General features: G+C 65.4%; 6 protein-coding genes and 1 pseudogene. All 7 read right to left on the bottom strand.

Annotated features, from left to right (window positions below; genetic code table 11):
• Nucleotides 1-81: 81 nt before the first annotated feature.
• Nucleotides 82-246 carry a hypothetical protein gene (locus tag ABNQ38_RS14730; RefSeq protein WP_377807952.1) on the bottom strand — a complete coding sequence of 55 codons (165 nt, stop codon included), beginning with the start codon at nucleotides 244-246 and terminating at the stop codon, nucleotides 82-84.
• Between the two features lie 16 nt (nucleotides 247-262).
• Nucleotides 263-1,054 (bottom strand): annotated as a pseudogene (locus ABNQ38_RS14725) (transposase); the annotation flags it as partial.
• An 8-nt stretch (nucleotides 1,055-1,062) separates the two neighbouring features.
• The gene (locus ABNQ38_RS14720) at nucleotides 1,063-1,923 is read right to left on the bottom strand and encodes a tyrosine-type recombinase/integrase (protein WP_377807923.1); all 861 of its coding nucleotides are present in this window, start codon (nucleotides 1,921-1,923) and stop codon (nucleotides 1,063-1,065) included.
• 98 nt (nucleotides 1,924-2,021) lie between these two features.
• Nucleotides 2,022-7,103, bottom strand: coding sequence for a hypothetical protein (locus ABNQ38_RS14715; RefSeq protein ID WP_377807922.1), 5,082 nt, complete (start codon nucleotides 7,101-7,103; stop codon nucleotides 2,022-2,024).
• A gap of 261 nt (nucleotides 7,104-7,364) precedes the next feature.
• Nucleotides 7,365-11,873: a hypothetical protein gene (locus ABNQ38_RS14710; RefSeq protein WP_377807921.1), complete on the bottom strand. Its 4,509-nt coding sequence runs from the start codon at nucleotides 11,871-11,873 to the stop codon at nucleotides 7,365-7,367.
• 111 nt (nucleotides 11,874-11,984) lie between these two features.
• Nucleotides 11,985-13,742, bottom strand: coding sequence for an ATP-binding protein (locus ABNQ38_RS14705; RefSeq protein ID WP_377807920.1), 1,758 nt, complete (start codon nucleotides 13,740-13,742; stop codon nucleotides 11,985-11,987).
• A gap of 11 nt (nucleotides 13,743-13,753) precedes the next feature.
• Nucleotides 13,754-14,782, bottom strand: a complete 1,029-nt coding sequence (locus ABNQ38_RS14700) for an SIR2 family protein (protein WP_377807919.1) — start codon at nucleotides 14,780-14,782, stop codon at nucleotides 13,754-13,756.
• Nucleotides 14,783-15,462: the final 680 nt, after the last annotated feature.

The raw sequence follows: 15,462 nt of genomic DNA, 5'->3' as shown, positions 1-15,462 counted from the left end.
GTGATCGAGGAGGACAGCGGGTACCGGCATTGTCACGGGAACCGAGCCGGGGTGCAGAACTCCCGGAATTCGCAGCTCTGCTTACGCTGCGACGGTCGCGGCCTGCCAGTCGGCCCTGGCCTGCGCCCGGAAGGTGCGCAGGGTGCGGCGGGAGACCAGGTGGCGTTGAAGGTTGAAGCAGTTGTATGCGGCGGCGTGCATGGAAGTGAAGCGCTGGGCGGACCCGGGCGACTTGAAGCGCTGCATCTTTCCCGTCGTCGCACCGGCTGTTGGCGATCGCCACCCGGTGGGTGTAGCGGCCCAGGTACTCCAGCACGGTTTCCGGTCCGCCGAACGGCGGCTTGGCGTAAACCACCCAGTCGACCCGGTGCAAGGCGGCCAGCTGCGCGGTAAACGCCTCCGGATCACCAGCACCGATCAGGGCGCCGGCCCGATGGGCGGCCGCCAGCTCCTCCAGAAAGCGGCGCCGGTACAGCTAGAACAGGACGCGCACCGGCAGGAAGAAGCCGGGCCGGCAGCCTACCCAGCGCTGCCCATCGGACGCCGGCCCGCTGCCGGGGACGATGCAGTGAAAGTGGGGATGATGCTGCAGGGTCTGGCCCCAGGTGTGCAGCACGGTCATCACCCCGAGCTCAGCCCCGAGATGGCGCGGATCGGCGGCGATCGTCCGCAGCGTTTCCGCCGCCGTGCGGAACAGGATGCCGTAGACCATCGCCTTGTTGCGCAGCGCCAGTTCAGCGACCGGTCCTGGCACGGTGAACACCACGTGGAAATAGGGGACGGGTAACAAGTCGGCCTGGCGGTCCGCCAGCCATTGTGCCTGTGCCAGCCCCTGGCACTTGGGGCAGTGGCGGTTGCGGCAGGAGTTGTAGGCGATGCGCACCGCGCCGCAGTCGGCACAGGCTTCGGCATGGCCGCCGAGCGCCGCCGTCCGGCACGCCTCGATGACGGCCAGGACGCGACGCTGCGAACGGCTGAGCTGGCCGGCATGGGCGGCGCGGTAAGCGGCGCCGTGCTGTTGGACGATGTCCGCCACCTCCAGGGCGGGCCGCATGGCCGGCGTCAAGCCGTGCCCGGGTGCCCCGTCGGCAAGCGGTCCAGCGGGCTCGCCGTGCGCGCGATCAGCGCCGGAGTAACCTGCGTGTAGAGGGCCGTCGTGGCGATGCGGCGGTGGCCCGGCAGCACCTGGATGATGCGCAGGTCGGTACCGGCTTCCAACAAGTGGGTGGCGAAGCTGTGCCGCAGCGTGTGCATGGTCGCCGGCTTGGTCAGCCCCGCCTTATGCCGGGCCACACGGCAGGCGTCCTGCAAGGTGGCGGGGCTGACGGGGCTTCCTTTCTGGCGGCCGGGGAACAACCAGGTTTCCGGGCGTTCCTCCCGCCAATAGGCGCGCAGAATGGCGAGCAGTTGGGGCGACAGCATGACATAGCGGTCCTTGGCGCCCTTGCCCTGCTCGACGCGGATGACCATGCGGTCGCTGTCGATGTCGCCGACCTTCAGCGTGGCGACCTCCGAGACGCGCAGCCCGGTGGCGTAGGCGGTGGTCAGCGCGACGCGGCTACGGGCCACCGGCACGGCGTCCAGGAACCGCGCCACCTCCTCGGCGCTGAGCACGACCGGCAGCGCGCGCGGCTCGCGCGCCCGGGCGATGCGCTCGGCCAAGGCCGGCTGCTCCAGGGTGATGCCGAAGAAGAAGCGCAGGGCGCAGGCGACTTGGTCGATGTGGCCCCAAGACCGCTTCTGCTGGGTGAGGTGAAGCAGGCAGGTGCGTATCTCCTCGGCGCCCAGTGCGTTGGGCGGACGACCGAAGTGCCGGCTGAAGTTGGCCACTGCATAGACGTAGGACTGCTGGGTCGCCGGCGAGAAGTTGCGCAGCGTCATGTCCTCGATCATCCGCTGCCGAAGGGGGCTGATCCGGGGCATCGTGGGACCTCCTGTCTGGAATCAATCCCATGCCCACATTCCGATGGGTCAGAGGTTCCCCTCTGCTGCCCCTATGCCGCGTCAGCGGCTTCGTTCAATCACTCCTCCAGCAGTTCGTGAAACAGCCTTTCGCTGGCTTCGTCCAGTCGGTCGATCTCGTCTCGAGGGTAGTGCTCCCAGTTCGTGGCATTGAACAATCGGGATTCGATCAGCAAGTAAGATCGTGGATCGCGCTCCAGCACCCGCACGATATCCTCGCGGTGAATCCACTGCATGGGTGCGCTCAACACCGCCGCAAGGCGCGGTTGCCATCCCTTGATCCTGACGAAGCGGAGGTGTTCGGTGAGGAGCCGAAAGCCCCGCCAGAGTGAGATGTCATCCCCGTTGGGGGAGGCTGATGCTCTCGGCTGAAAGCGCTGCGTCCAACGGTAAAGCAGACCGGCCAAGACCGTGTCGATCTCCGGCGCGTTCACCCTGAGCGCCAAGGCGCACAGACCTTCGAACAACTCGTCCGTGCCGGACGACACGTGACGTGCCAGAAACGGGATCATGCGCGTATCGACATACTTCGATACCAGCGGCATCCCTTGTCCGCACAGGTATGGAAACAGTACATGCTCGTGCAGGGCAAGCTCGTCATAGAACCGGTTGCTATCGTTCTCGGCGCACAAGCAGGCCAGGAAATCCCGAACGTAAGTCTCCGCAAGGAAACCGGCCATCTGTTCTTCGTGCCAGGGGATTGGCAGTCCGAACCGGTTGGCCGCCGCTATCGCGGGCCTGATGAGCGCTCCCGCCGACCGGCTGCTCCCTGAGTATGACAGTTGCAGTTGCGCGACCTCGTGGCCATCCGCAGTGAATCGGATGCCTGGGACATAGGTTTCGATGCCATGGCTATGGTCGTTCGCCGGGTCCGCCAGCCTGATAAGCAGTTCGCACTGTTCGGCCGTGATCGATTTCAGCACCAGAGGAGGCGCCGCCGTGAACTCGGCATCCGCATCGGAAAGGACGCGAACCGCGTCGTCGTAACTGAGATACGACGCTGGTCTCGACATGTCCTGTTGGGCAAATGCATCCGGTCGACTCCGCAGCGGGGCCGCGCGCCGCTGGTCGATATCGGCAATGACGTTGTGCAGCCGCGCATTTCCTTTGCACGGTGATGCTTCGACCCGCGCCGTCAACCTCGATGCGAGCTCCGGATCCTCTCCTTGGGCCCGGAAACACTCCTTCACGCACTTCGTCGCGAACCAGAGGTGATCGGCGGCGGCAAGCTGTTCCTCGATCAGGTCGGGGCGCCCGCTGGTGCGCAACGAGCGCAGCACGGCGCTGTGCAGCATGGGGACGTGCAACTCGTCGAGGATGAGGTCGGGTGCCTTCGGGTTCGCTGGGCAGCCTTTCTCGACCAGCCGTTCGAAAAGCCAAGCCGCTGCCTCACTCCCGGAAGGAACGTCTTCCGTAAACAGCGCATCCTTCCAATACTCTTCTATAAGATCTTTGAAGAATCCGATGAAACCTTCTCTTCCCAGAGTAACGTACTCCGTGACAATCGGAGCCGCATCCAGAAGAATGGCGGACAAGGAGGCGTGGCAACGCAAACTCCAGCTTCTGTCGATTACAAGTGGAGAACGCTCCGCCAACACGACGGGCGCAATTCTCGTCATCGCCTCCTCATAGGGCAGCCGCCCCGCAGCAAAGACGGCAGCCCGCTGGACCTGCCAGTGCCGTGCGGGGTCACAGGCAATGGCTACGAGCCGGTCCGCCATGCTCACGTCGCGCAGCCGCATCGCAAGAATGCACTGCCAGAGCTGGATCACCGGCAAGTCAAGACGGCCTTGCAGATCCGACATGGACCGCGGACCTGAGGCCACAATCGCCGTTGCAAGCCCGACCGCCTGCTCCTCCGAGTCCTCGCGCGCGTAGCGATCAACCAGCCGCCTCAAAGCCGCGCGGGAACGCCGCGCCTGGAGCCCGATGAGAGCGCAGCGACGAACCTGCGGGTCTTGGTGATCCACCGCACCCAGGAGCATGTCCGTGGCTGCCGGGAGAGGTAGATTGCCCAAGCTGGCAAGAGCCCCGATCAGGGGAAGGCTACTCTTTCCATCCGCAGATCGCAGGGCCTCTTCAAGCAACGGGATGGCGTCTGGGAAGGGCGACTGTACGCACAACATCAAAAACCAGAATTCCAGGAACTTGAGCTTCTGTGGATCGGCTTCGATCATCTTCAATTTCCGGTAAATTTCACCGAGATCCGCACCGGACGACGCAAGGACGAAAAGAGATGACGCGCGGTCTTCGGGTGTGGCGTTGCTGTCGAGCAGGCGCGCCTCGTACCGGCTGCGGTCATACAGGGCGGGAACCAGCGCCGGAACTAGCTTGGCGAACGCAGCCAGTGTATCCGTCCTGGTCATCAGCGGATCGCACAGGGCACAGACCGAAGGCTCAGCCAGGAAAATCAGGACGCGGATGGCGTTCTCCAGGATCCGGCCCTCCATGGAGCCATCCTGGAGAATGTCGATGGCGTGCGTGCGGAGCGCCGCTCGCTGTTCCCACACCAAGTTTTCAAGGGAGCCCAGCAAGGCCGACCGCGCAAGGAACATGTCGGATGGCTTCGCGGAGGGCAGCGCCGCGAGAAACTCGACGGCGTCATCCCGGCTGTCGATCTTCAGTGAAATGAGGTGGCGTCGGCGCGCATGGCCCGGCTGCTCCATCATCTCCGAATCAGATACAAGGAATTGAAAGACGTGCCGTAGCGTCTCCCGGCGCCGGTCGAGCGTCAGAACACGGAGAAGCTGCCGCTTGGTCTCCGGCGGCTGCCAGTTGAAGAAGTCGATCGTCCGCGAATCAACAGGGACTCGCCGGCGAAGCATACCGATCGTCAGCGCGGCCAGCGCCGAATCCCTTGCGGCCGGATCGCGCACGGCGATTGCTGCATGAACGATGAGATCGTGCAAGCGCGAAGGGTCGGATGCGAGAATAGCCTCGACGATCGGCGATGCCCATCGGTGGTCACTGAACCGCTCCGGCTGCTGCTGGAGGAGTTGAAACAGTCGGTCGGCGGGCGCCTGCTCCCCCAGGCCGGCGAGTATCCTGGGCAGAAGCCAACCGTATTCGACGGGTTCGGCGCCCGCCCACGCACCAATGACCTCGTCGGCCGACACCAACTTGCGGCCGAGGACAAAGGAGGAAAGCGCTGCCCAATGCTTCCCGTGGAGGAATTCCTCGCGCGCCCGCACCTGCGCTTGATCCGTCTCGCCCGCCGCCTTCAGGTGGAAGATTTCCTCGGGAGCCAATCCCTGAGCGCCATACCAGGTCGCGAGCGCGCGATGGGTCGAGCGGCGGATACCTGGGGGGACCAGGTCTTCGAGCCCCGCGCGCGCTGTCTCGTGCATTTCGAACGAGTCCCCGTCGTGCGACCGAAGCAGTCCCTGCTCCAGCAACTCGCGAATGGCCAGTCCGACATGGTCGTCGGGGAAAATCTCGGCAGCGTCGCGGTGTCTGAATGGCAGAGCGAAGCACACCAGCTTTTCGGCAGTCCGCCGGGCATCATCGCTGATCCGGCGAAAGCGCCTCTGGTCCGCGTGCGCAAGCATGTTCTCGATGGGACCAGCGGCCATTTCAGCCATCTCCTCCATGGACGACGCCCGGGCGAGCGACCATGCCAAGCCGGCGGGCAGCCCTGCCGCCCGGCCAGCCGTCACACGCTGGTAGATGTCCCGAAGCACGCTCCGGTCGGGCTTGGGATGGCGGCGCGCGACCAGAGCCACGAACTCTTCATACCGAAAACCCGGAATATCCAGCCGGCCGATGCCGTGCGCGTTCCGGTCCAACTGGCTCAGGGTGCGCAGAGCGCTCTCCTGACCGAACACGGCGACCCGGCACACCGGGGATGACAGGCCGCAGACGAACGTGGCGAGATCGTGGGCGAAGGTATCGGTGCACGTGCCCTCGACCAGATCCAGCAGAAGCAGAACCGCTTGCGGAATGCCCGAGAAGGAACGCGCGAGCCGCGATAATATCTCCTCCCACGCCAGATGGCCGTTAACGGAAACAGAGAATGGTTCGCTGATGCCCGTGCGCCGGAGGTGGAAGGCCACACCCGTCAGCACGTCCCGCAGGCCGACACTTGGCCGGACTTCAGCATAATACACGAAGCGTTCCGGATCGGTGGTCCGTGACCGTTGCGCAACCTCGCCGGCGAGCTTCGTTTTGCCAGAGCCGGACAGTCCGACCGCCTCGATCGCTCGGCCGGAGCAGCGCGATGTGAAGCGTTTGGTCAGGTTCGGCCTGGCGACATGCTCCGCCGCGAGCGGCGGTGCCTCCTTGACGGGATTCATCGTCGGCCAGACGCTGCGCAGTTCGAACTCGAACTCCTCCTGACGGAATGTTCGCCCCGGTTGTTTGGAGATGTCGCTGATGAAGCCGCGCAGGTTCCGGAACAGCGTGTGTTCGATGACCGCCCGCTGGAGCGCGTATTGCTGTTCCAGCCGGTCGTAAACGCGCTGCCTGACGTCCTGCTCGGTGCCGTACGTGGGTTCGATCCGGATCCTGGCCAGCACGTCCGGCAGGCAGCTGTGCAGATGCGCGGACCTAGTGCGGTAATGTCGACCGATGTCCTCGGCGCCGATGCTTTTGGCGAAGCCGCAAAAGGCGTCGGCGATTAACGACGGGGTATGCGCCGGATCGATCGGAGGGGCGGCTGGGGCTCTCCAGTGCAGAAGCTTTTTCCGAACCTCCGCTTTCGGTTTGAGAGCGATGAGCGCTTCGTTGCGAGCAAGTCCGTGCACTGCCTTCCAGTAGGATCCACTCAAGGCCGTGGGAGCGTGCGCACCGGCATCGACAAGCGCTTGGACCGCAGGATCGACCTCATTGCCAAGGATCCAGACCTGCTCGTCGGCGTTGCCGGACAGACGCTTGATCGTGTTCGGAAGCAGTTCGGCGATCACATCCAAAAGCGTCCAGACCGTAGGCTTGGGATTTCCATCCTGGTCTTCGGACGGCTTTTTGATCTGCAGATAGCGTCGTCGCTTGAGCGCGCCCACCATCCACGTCAAATCGAGGTCGTCATCGCCCTCCGGTCGCACTTCCGCTTCTTCACCATGCTGATCGAAATGCCCGAAAATGCGGTCCAGAATAACAGTTGCTTGGTAATCGAACCCTTTGATTGCGCTAATTCCGCCGGACATGAAATGAATGCCCCAACCTGAACGTGTATGGTACACAGATAAATCTTCTCTTAGGACTATGCAAGCATAATTGCCGCGCCTTTGCTGTGAACCCTTCAAGGTTTCTCTCGGGTAACATGCGCCGGACTTTAGAGACGGTGCGTGTCGCCATCGCGACATGAGGGAGCAACCGTCAGCCTGAAGGGCAGCCGGGGCAATGCTGGCGTGCTGTCGGGCTGCGCAGCCATGCACCCGACTCCCCCAGGTTTGCGACGTTATCTCTCAGGCTCGCCTTCGCTCGTCGTCTTCAACCTTCCTCCGCCGCTCACCCAACCTTTCCTCGGCCCACAGCCTGTATTCTGGTGGGAGCGACCGCAACGCGGACCATAGGCACAGCGGATCGCCGTTACGGGTAAGCAGGCGCGGGTCTGCGACCTCGATCAGCGCCGTCAGCAGGCTCCAGCGGCGGGTGCTGCCCGCGTCCGGGATCGCGTCGAGAAGCGCGCGGGCCGCAGTCTGCCTCCGGTGGCGGTCCAGGGCTCTGAGCGCTGCGGCCTCGACGGGGCGGGCGCGGTCGTCGGCGAGGCGCGATAGCACCTCCGCCATGAATTCGGGCGTCTGCCAGCCGATGATCTCCGCCGCCGCTTCGCGAACTTGTGTCTCCGTTCCGGCGGCCATAGCGGTCAAGCGCTCGGCCAGCACCGTTGGATCCGCATGCTGCCGCAGTGCGAGAGCCGCCGCTGAGCGCATGGCTTTCGACCCCGACCCCGGCATCCAGCGCAGGAGCTCCTCCACACCGCGTTCCGCATCGATGCGCATCAGCGCCTCCGAAAGCGCGGTACGGTCGGGCTGATCCAAATGCCGGCGGGCCAGGGAGAATGCGTCCTCGGGATCGTCCCTTGCGATGGTCCAAATGGCGTCCAGCCACCCGCCGTGCTCCCCATCGCGCTGAACCGCGCACGCGTGCAGGCGCGGCCGAACCATAGCGTCTCCATTCTCGTGCAGCGTCCGCAGGATCTGCCCTTCCATGCCGAAGCCCAACCCGCGCTCCAGCACCCGGCGCAGGAACGTCAACGCGCCGGTCCGGCTGTCCTCATGGCGCGCGAGGATGAAGGCCAGTTCGGAATCCGTGTGGCTCAGGCTGTGGAGCGGGTGGCGTTCGAGATCCCGGACGAGTGCGGCGCGTCCCTCCACGCCGCCATGGCGCAGCAGGTAATTCAGGGATCGCAGGCGGTGCGGCGTGGCGAGCATGGCCGTCAGGCGCGGCAGCAGGTCGGGCGTGAAGCTTTCCAGCGCGTCCAGGGCGAACACCGCCAAGCCGGCTTCCCGGCTGTCGGGAGGATGCCGCGCGAGCGTCGCCGCGAGGTCCGGAAGCGCCCCGGCGTTGTTGGACACGCCGAGCAGGATCAACGCGCGCTCCCTCTGGGCAGGATCGTTGCTTTCCAAAGCCGCGCGTGCGTTCGCGACCACCGCCGCACTCAGGAGTGGGCGACCGCGGCGGAGATCGAGGATGGATTTCACGACCGGAGCCCCGTTGAGCACGAAATGGGCAAACGCGTCGTCCTCGCCGAGTGCTGCTAGAGCGTAGCCGAGAAGGCGTGCCTCCTGCTCATTGGAGGGCACGGTTTCGGCCATTGCGCGCAGCCGTCGGCGGACGGCTTCGGTCGGGCACCACAATGCCGCGCGCAAGCCGTCGATGCGGGCGAAGGGGCTTGGCCGCGCCAGTTCGGCGTCGACAAGCTGGCCGATTCCCTCACCACCGATCGCGAGAAGCACGTGGCGGTACGCATCGCCATCAGGATCGGCTCCCAGACACACGCGCCCTCGGCGCCGGGAGGCGCGCCGAACCAGCAGTGTTTCGAAGCGGCTGCCGCGCTGCTCTTCCAGCACGGCCAGCAGATCGGGCCGGTGGAGGGAAGCGAGGCAATTCAGCAGGTGGCCTTCCCCTCGCGGTTCCCAGTCGGGGTCGTTGTCGGCGATGGCCAGCCGCTCCTCCAGAGCGGCCACGATGATTCGAACGATGGGGGCGCTCAGGTAGATGCGGAGGCCACCGAAGACCAATGCCAAATCGCGTCGGCGTTCCCAGTCGCCATCGGCGTGGATCGCCAGCAGTTCGCGACCGACAGCCTCGCCGATGCGGTGCGCTAGTATGGGCAACCACCAATGTCTGGTGAGCATCAGTTCGTCGCGTGGCGCCGTGCGCATGTAAGCGAGCGCGTGCTCGGGAGCGAGGCGTGCCAAGGCCTGTAGCGCATGACCGTAAGCTCTAGGCTCATCCTCGCCGGGCGCCCAAGCTTCGAGGCGCCCGATCTCCCTGCGATCGCGGAAGATGCCGATCGCCTCGGCAAGGCACCGGCGGTTGCGATCCACCTTTTCCAGGAAGTCCGCCTTGCTCCGCCGCCAGAGCCCTTCGCCGATGGTGGGGTCCATGTTCGTCAGAAGGTAGACAAGCTGGTCAGCCCGTTCGCATGGCCCTGGGATCGTGATCCGGTACACGATCCACTCCGGGTCCGCCGGCACCGCACTCGCCAGAGCGTCGAAGCTCAGCTCCGTCCTATGGTGGTGCTCGGCCCAGGTTTCGTGCGTGTGCTCATCGAAGGCCCGATGGTGTTCCAGATGGATGGCCCATAGCCGGTCCAGCAGATCGGGGGCGGCAACGGTGCCGAGCGCGACCAGCGCCGCCGTCCTGGCTTCCGGCGTGCCGAGATCGAGCAGCTGCCGCGCGGCTTGCACGACGGAGGCCGGTTCGTTGCGGCCGATGGCGGCGAGGCACCGTCCGACGTTGCGGGGGAGCGACCAATCCTCATTCCTACCGAGCGGCTGCTGCACCAGCAGCACCAAGGCCGGGACGATCCGCGCGCCCAGCGTGTCCAGCGCCCCGCCATCGAACAGCCCATTGTCGCCGAAGTGAGAGTGCCGGTCCTGCACCAAGGCGAGCAGAACAGGCACCAGGCGCTCCGGCGCGATGCGGCCCGCCAGCAGCCAGAGCAGGTCCATCGGCACATAACGAAGCCTCCGGGCGGCAAAGTCCCGGCTCCAGTCCGCGTCGATGCGGGTGATGCGCCGCAGAACGGCTGTCAGCCCACCCATGTCCAGAAGACCGTCCTGGAAGAGGTCGGCCAAATGCTCGGCGACCGCCCAGTTCAGCAGCCTGTCGTGGACGGCCGCCACGCCGTCGGCCTCGTTCTGCAGTAGCCCGGCGGCGACCAGCCGCAGGCGCATGGCATCGTCCATTCCTTGGCTGAGCAACATCCGATACGGCCAAGGGTAGGCAGGCTGGTCGCCGAGCACCGTTCCGGCCAACTTCTTCATGGCCTCGACGTCGGCGCGGTAGTCGTCCTGGCCGCGCCGCTCCGCGGTGCTATGCTGCCAATAGCGCTCCATCAGCGCATACTCGTTCACCGGCACCCAACCCGAGCCGCTGCCGATTTCGCGGTAGAGCCACGCCATCAAGGGCTGACGCAACAGCTCAAGCACATCGTCCGGCAACCGGGTCCAGTCGCGCCCGGCCGCGGTCAAATAGCATCGCAACTCCGGCAGGGAGAACGGGTTCACCGGCTCGACTTGGGCATCCCTCAACGGTCGCAGCCCGCCGCCGATGCGATCCTGCGCGGAGAGAGCCACCCGGATGCCCATGCGCCGCCAGCGGGGCGCCGCCAGCTCATCGGCCAGGACTCGATCCTGAACGTCATCGACGCACAAGGTGAGCCAGAATCCGTTCTCGCCCCGCAGCATCGGCCCGACACGGCGGGCGACGACCTCAAGGTCGAGAGGCGCGTCGTAGCCGGGCAGCCAGACGCGCCGGACCACCTCCTGCTCGATGCGCGCCAGACCGAAGCGGGCCGGGAGAATTGTCACTGCATGGCCATCCATGGACAGCCGGTGCGCCACCCGGCAGAGCCGCCACGTCTTGCCGGTGCCGCTTTCCCCGGCCAGCGCCAGCAGCGCCTTGTCCCGCGGCCAGTCGATTTCGGCACGGCGCGCGTCGTCTCCTGGCACGTACCCGAGCGCCCGCATGTCCTCGGCGAGCCGTTCGCCCAGAAGGGAAGGCAGGCGCACGGCGTGCCTCACGCGGTCCGGGTCAAGTCCGGCGGCCCGGAAGAGCTCTTCGTGGGTAAAACGCCGGCCGTCCCTGGCAAAATGCAGAAGGATACCGATCAGTTCGTCTCGCTTGCTCCGCACGTCCTCCTGGTGTTCCGCTATGATCCGCAACAGCGCGTCGATGGCCTGGAGGGCATCGGTCTCCGTCATTCCGTCCTGGATCTCGAACTGCGCGAGGAGCCGCCACACCCTGGCGAACACTTTCGGGGACCGATCCAGCCTCTCGCCGATGTGGAGGAACAGCGCTCGGGCGGTGACTCGTTTCTGGCCGATCTTGTAATCGCGCCGGGTGTCATCCAGCGCCATCACGGGACGGTTCGGAACGGGGCGGTCGCGGAAGAGGTCAAGGAATGTACGGAACTCGGACAAGCCGACGGCGGCATCGGTGGAGAACACGCACTTGGCCGCGCCGTCCTCGACCGTTTTGAAGAGATCGGGCAGCACTTCCCGGATGAGATCACCCTGTCCCCAAGGTGTCGCTCCGCGGCGCATCTTAAACTGGATGACGGTGCGCCGCCCCGGCTGACAAATGCTCAGGTCTCCGCCGCGCGTGGGTTCCGTCTCCAGGATGGCCTGAAACCCATCCTGCTTGGGAGAAAGCCGGACCTGCGCCGCGAACGAGGCAGCAAACTCCAGAGTGCGTATGAGCTGATAGAGAAACCCGGCGATGGCCGTCTGTCCGCCCGTCATTCACGCCGATCCATAGGTGAGCCGCGTTGCATTCTAGGGGGACGGATGACAGAGGCCACGGCGGCATTTTACACGGTGGACTGGGTGCTGCAGCCGACACGACGGCTGTGGTCACGCGGCGCCTTGCGTCTGCCGCCGCCAGCCGCTGACCGCCTCGGCAGCGGCGCCCACGGGCGTCGCATCCGCCCACTTGTCCCAGAAATCGATGGTGCCGCTGTTGGGGGAGTGGGACGGCTTAGCGATGCGGATGCGGCTCGGCAGGAGGCTGGCGTCGCCGACCACCAGCGCCTCACCGGTGTCCAGGATCGGCAGCAGGTCGCCGAAGCTGCCAAGGCTGTCCGGCAACAGGCGCTTGATCACGCTCTGGTCCTCGCCGTTGGTCAGACGCATGGCCACCACGTTGTTGCACTGGCTGAGCACCGTCCGGTTGACCTCCGACGGCCGCTGGCTGATCACCACCAGCCCCACCCCGTACTTGCGGCCCTCCTTAGCGATCCGCTCGAAGATTCCGACGGAGATGTCGTCCGCCGCTCCGGCGCCCGCGCGCTCGGGAATGTACAAATGCGCCTCGTCGCAGAACAGGGCGATCGGATGCCGGCGCCCGAGCGCGGTCCACTGCTGCACGGAGAAGGCGAGCTTGGCGACAAGGCTCACGATGAGCGGCAGGATGTCGGAGGGCACCTCGGAAAAGTCGATGATCTTCAAACCACCCTTTCCGCCCGCCTGGTCCTGGCCGCCCGCGAGGAGCGCCGACACCAGCCGTTCCAGCCAGTCGAACGCCATCGCGTCGGCGCCTGGGCGGAACAGAAAGCCGAGGCGCCGATCCGACCGCTTGTTCTCCAGGCGAGCGATGAGGCGGCTGAGCTTGCCGTGGTAATCGCCCTGCTTCTCCTTACCGCCCGCGCCCTGCACCATCTCGGCGTTGAGCGCTGCGAGCTCATCGAGAACAGCGCTCAGATCAAAGGGAACCGGGCTGTCGATGGTGAAGTTGTTGAGGACGTCCTGATACCCGCCACGCTCCAGATAAGCGCGCTTGGCGCCGGTTATGGCGCGCTGCATGACCATGGTCTGGTTGGGCGCGTTCTGGTCGCTGCGGTCGACGAACATGGTGACTAGCGCCTCGTAGCCAAGCAGCCAGTACGGCAGGTAGAGGACGCCTTCCGCCAGCGAATCCGCTTGGTCGAGATCGCCCGGCCCGGCGATCCGGAAATGCCGAATGCCATCGGCCTGCAGCGTCTGGTACTCGCCGTGAATGTCGAAAACAATGGCGTTCGCGTTGGGCAGCGCCGCCACCTGTTCGAGCATGCGCGCCGTGGTCCAAGACTTGCCCGAGCCCGTGCTGCCGACAATGACCGCGTGCCGTTGGAAGAACTTGTTGCCGTTCAGGAAGGCTTCCGCGCGGTCGTCGAGGGTGTAGCAGCCCAGTGACAGGCGTTGCCCGTCGCTGGCGATGCTGGCGATCACCCGCATGAAGTTGGTCAGGCGCTCGCCTTCGACGGCGTAGCAGTTCGCGTCGATTTCAGGGACGGTCTCCAGCGTGCGCAAAAACACGTTGCGCTGCTCGCCGAGCCGGTCGACCAGGGTGCCGATCAGCGCGATGCGCACAAGATTCAGCTCCGGCGCCACCTCGTCCTCATCGGCGCCGATCTCGCCTTTGCCCCGGGCGCGCGGCGTCGCGGCGCTACGCGTGATCTTCTGAATGATGCCAACCAGATGCTGACCTGGCCGGCTGCTCTGCAGCACGGCCAAGCGGTTCACCTGCAACTGCCGCAGGCGATCAATGTCGGCGACCCTGACGACCACGATGGTCGTGTCGACGGACAGCACGCTGCCGAGAGCGTCGGAGTCCTTGAAGTCGAAGATGCTCACGCATGCTCTCCCTACATCACCATCTTGAGAAACTCGTCAAGGCGCCAGACCGCGTGATCCGGAATGTCGACGCCACCAGGGTGCTCCGCGCTGTAGAGGCGAGAACCCGTGCCACTCTCCTCCAGCGCCATGAAGCGCCGGCACCCTCCCCTGAGCAGGAAGTCCTTGGCCATGGGCGACACGGCCTTGGTGATCAGCACCAACGGCACCGGCTGGGCCCGGCAGCGCTCCAGAAGCTTCGTCTGGATGTGCCCGTCGTTGAACCCGTAGCCGATGCACAGGTATGCCCGCGCTGTGGAGAGTGCGGTGTCGACGCCCGCCAAGATGGTGCGGAACGGCTCGTCGTGTGTGATCCGGTACTTTTCGACGCCCGGCGTCACAATGACCGGGGTCATGCCGGCCGGCCGGCTCGGCAGGATCGGCAGCCCCACGGTGGTGCCTTCAGGATCACGGAACCAATCAAGCGAGCCATGAACCTTCCAGACGTTGACGGTGCGCGCCGGGCGCTGGTTCTGCGTGAACTTCAGAGGGTGGTCCGTTTGGCGCAGCCGCAGATACCCGTGGCCGAACCCGGTGTGGTGGCAGAGGCCGCCCGCGTCGGCGGCGTACTCGGCGAGCCGGTCGTAGTTCGGGGTAACCACGTTGACTTCGGTGTGGGTGCTCTTCAGAAGGTGCTGGAACAGCCGCGTGAGCGGCAAATGGTGGCGGTCGCGGACCACTTGGTCGAACACCGCCATGTCCGCCGGCGCCAGCAGATCCCAAGTCGCGGCGACGACATGGGAGGTCAGCGCTTCCGTCAGCGTCACCGCGGTCAGCGCCTCCTCGAGATCAAGGGTCGCCGCCGCGTTCAGGAAATCCTGCCAGAGATCGAGTTCGCGCGCTGCGAGACCGGCCGGCAACGTACTGGCCACGAGATGGTCACGCAGCTGCGGCATGCCAGGGAGCCGGTGCGCGGCCGACGCGCCGCTGCCAAGCACGATCACCGGCGCGCGTTGCACGCACTCCTGGGCGATCTCCAATGCAAGCTTGAATGCCGTCAACGCGACGCCTCCAATCTCCACCCCATGGAGACGAGAGCACCATCCAGTTCTTAACAACTCGTTACAAATTTACTACTGATGAATGCCGAGCGCCATCGCCTCGACAACCAGTATACGAGGGTATGTTGGTTGCATCTTTGTTCCTCGACGGCATCCCCGGCCGGCGCCGCAAGCCTCGCTGGCCGATGCTCGGCATCTCCGTTTCCCGCGAATCGGCCCCGTAGCGCCGCACCGCCTGACGGACTGGCCCAGGAAGGCACCCACGCAACCGCGCGTGTGCATCCGGCACCGACGATGCGGATGCCGACGGACAACTCGACGGTCGACCGACATCCAGGCGGTTTCCGGCTCCTCACCGTCGCGGATCGTCATCCGGCGACGGACATCCGTCTCCTTCCGAAGGATCGCCAAGTCGCTGCCCTCAATCCAAAGGGGCATCAGCGCAGCCAACATCACGCGGAGAAGCCTCCTCCGCGTCCCTGCGTTCGCTGTGCGTTGGCACCTGCAAATCTCAGTGATCTCAAGGGCGTAGGGAGCGCCCGCGACATCGCGCTGACGCTCCGCCGGAGGGTGCGGCGCACGCTCTCCAACCGACACCTCGACCACCGTCGTCTCGACGACGATCTGGAGAAAAGCCCGAACCGGTTTTCAAGCACGCCGCGCCCTACGTCTGCCCTATG

This window comes from Azospirillum sp. A29 (genome assembly GCF_042604625.1).
GTDB lineage: Bacteria > Pseudomonadota > Alphaproteobacteria > Azospirillales > Azospirillaceae > Azospirillum > Azospirillum palustre.
The sequence above is the reverse complement of the archived record's forward strand: the minus strand, read 5'-3'. Positions and strand labels throughout refer to the sequence as shown.

Excerpts from the sequence above, each read along its gene's own strand:
- ABNQ38_RS14730 (WP_377807952.1), bottom strand. The coding sequence starts at position 246 with ATGCAGCGCTTCAAGTCGCCCGGGTCCGCCCAGCGCTTCACTTCCATG.
- ABNQ38_RS14720 (WP_377807923.1), bottom strand. The coding sequence starts at position 1,923 with ATGCCCCGGATCAGCCCCCTTCGGCAGCGGATGATCGAGGACATGACG.
- ABNQ38_RS14715 (WP_377807922.1), bottom strand. The coding sequence starts at position 7,103 with ATGTCCGGCGGAATTAGCGCAATCAAAGGGTTCGATTACCAAGCAACT.
- ABNQ38_RS14710 (WP_377807921.1), bottom strand. The coding sequence starts at position 11,873 with ATGACGGGCGGACAGACGGCCATCGCCGGGTTTCTCTATCAGCTCATA.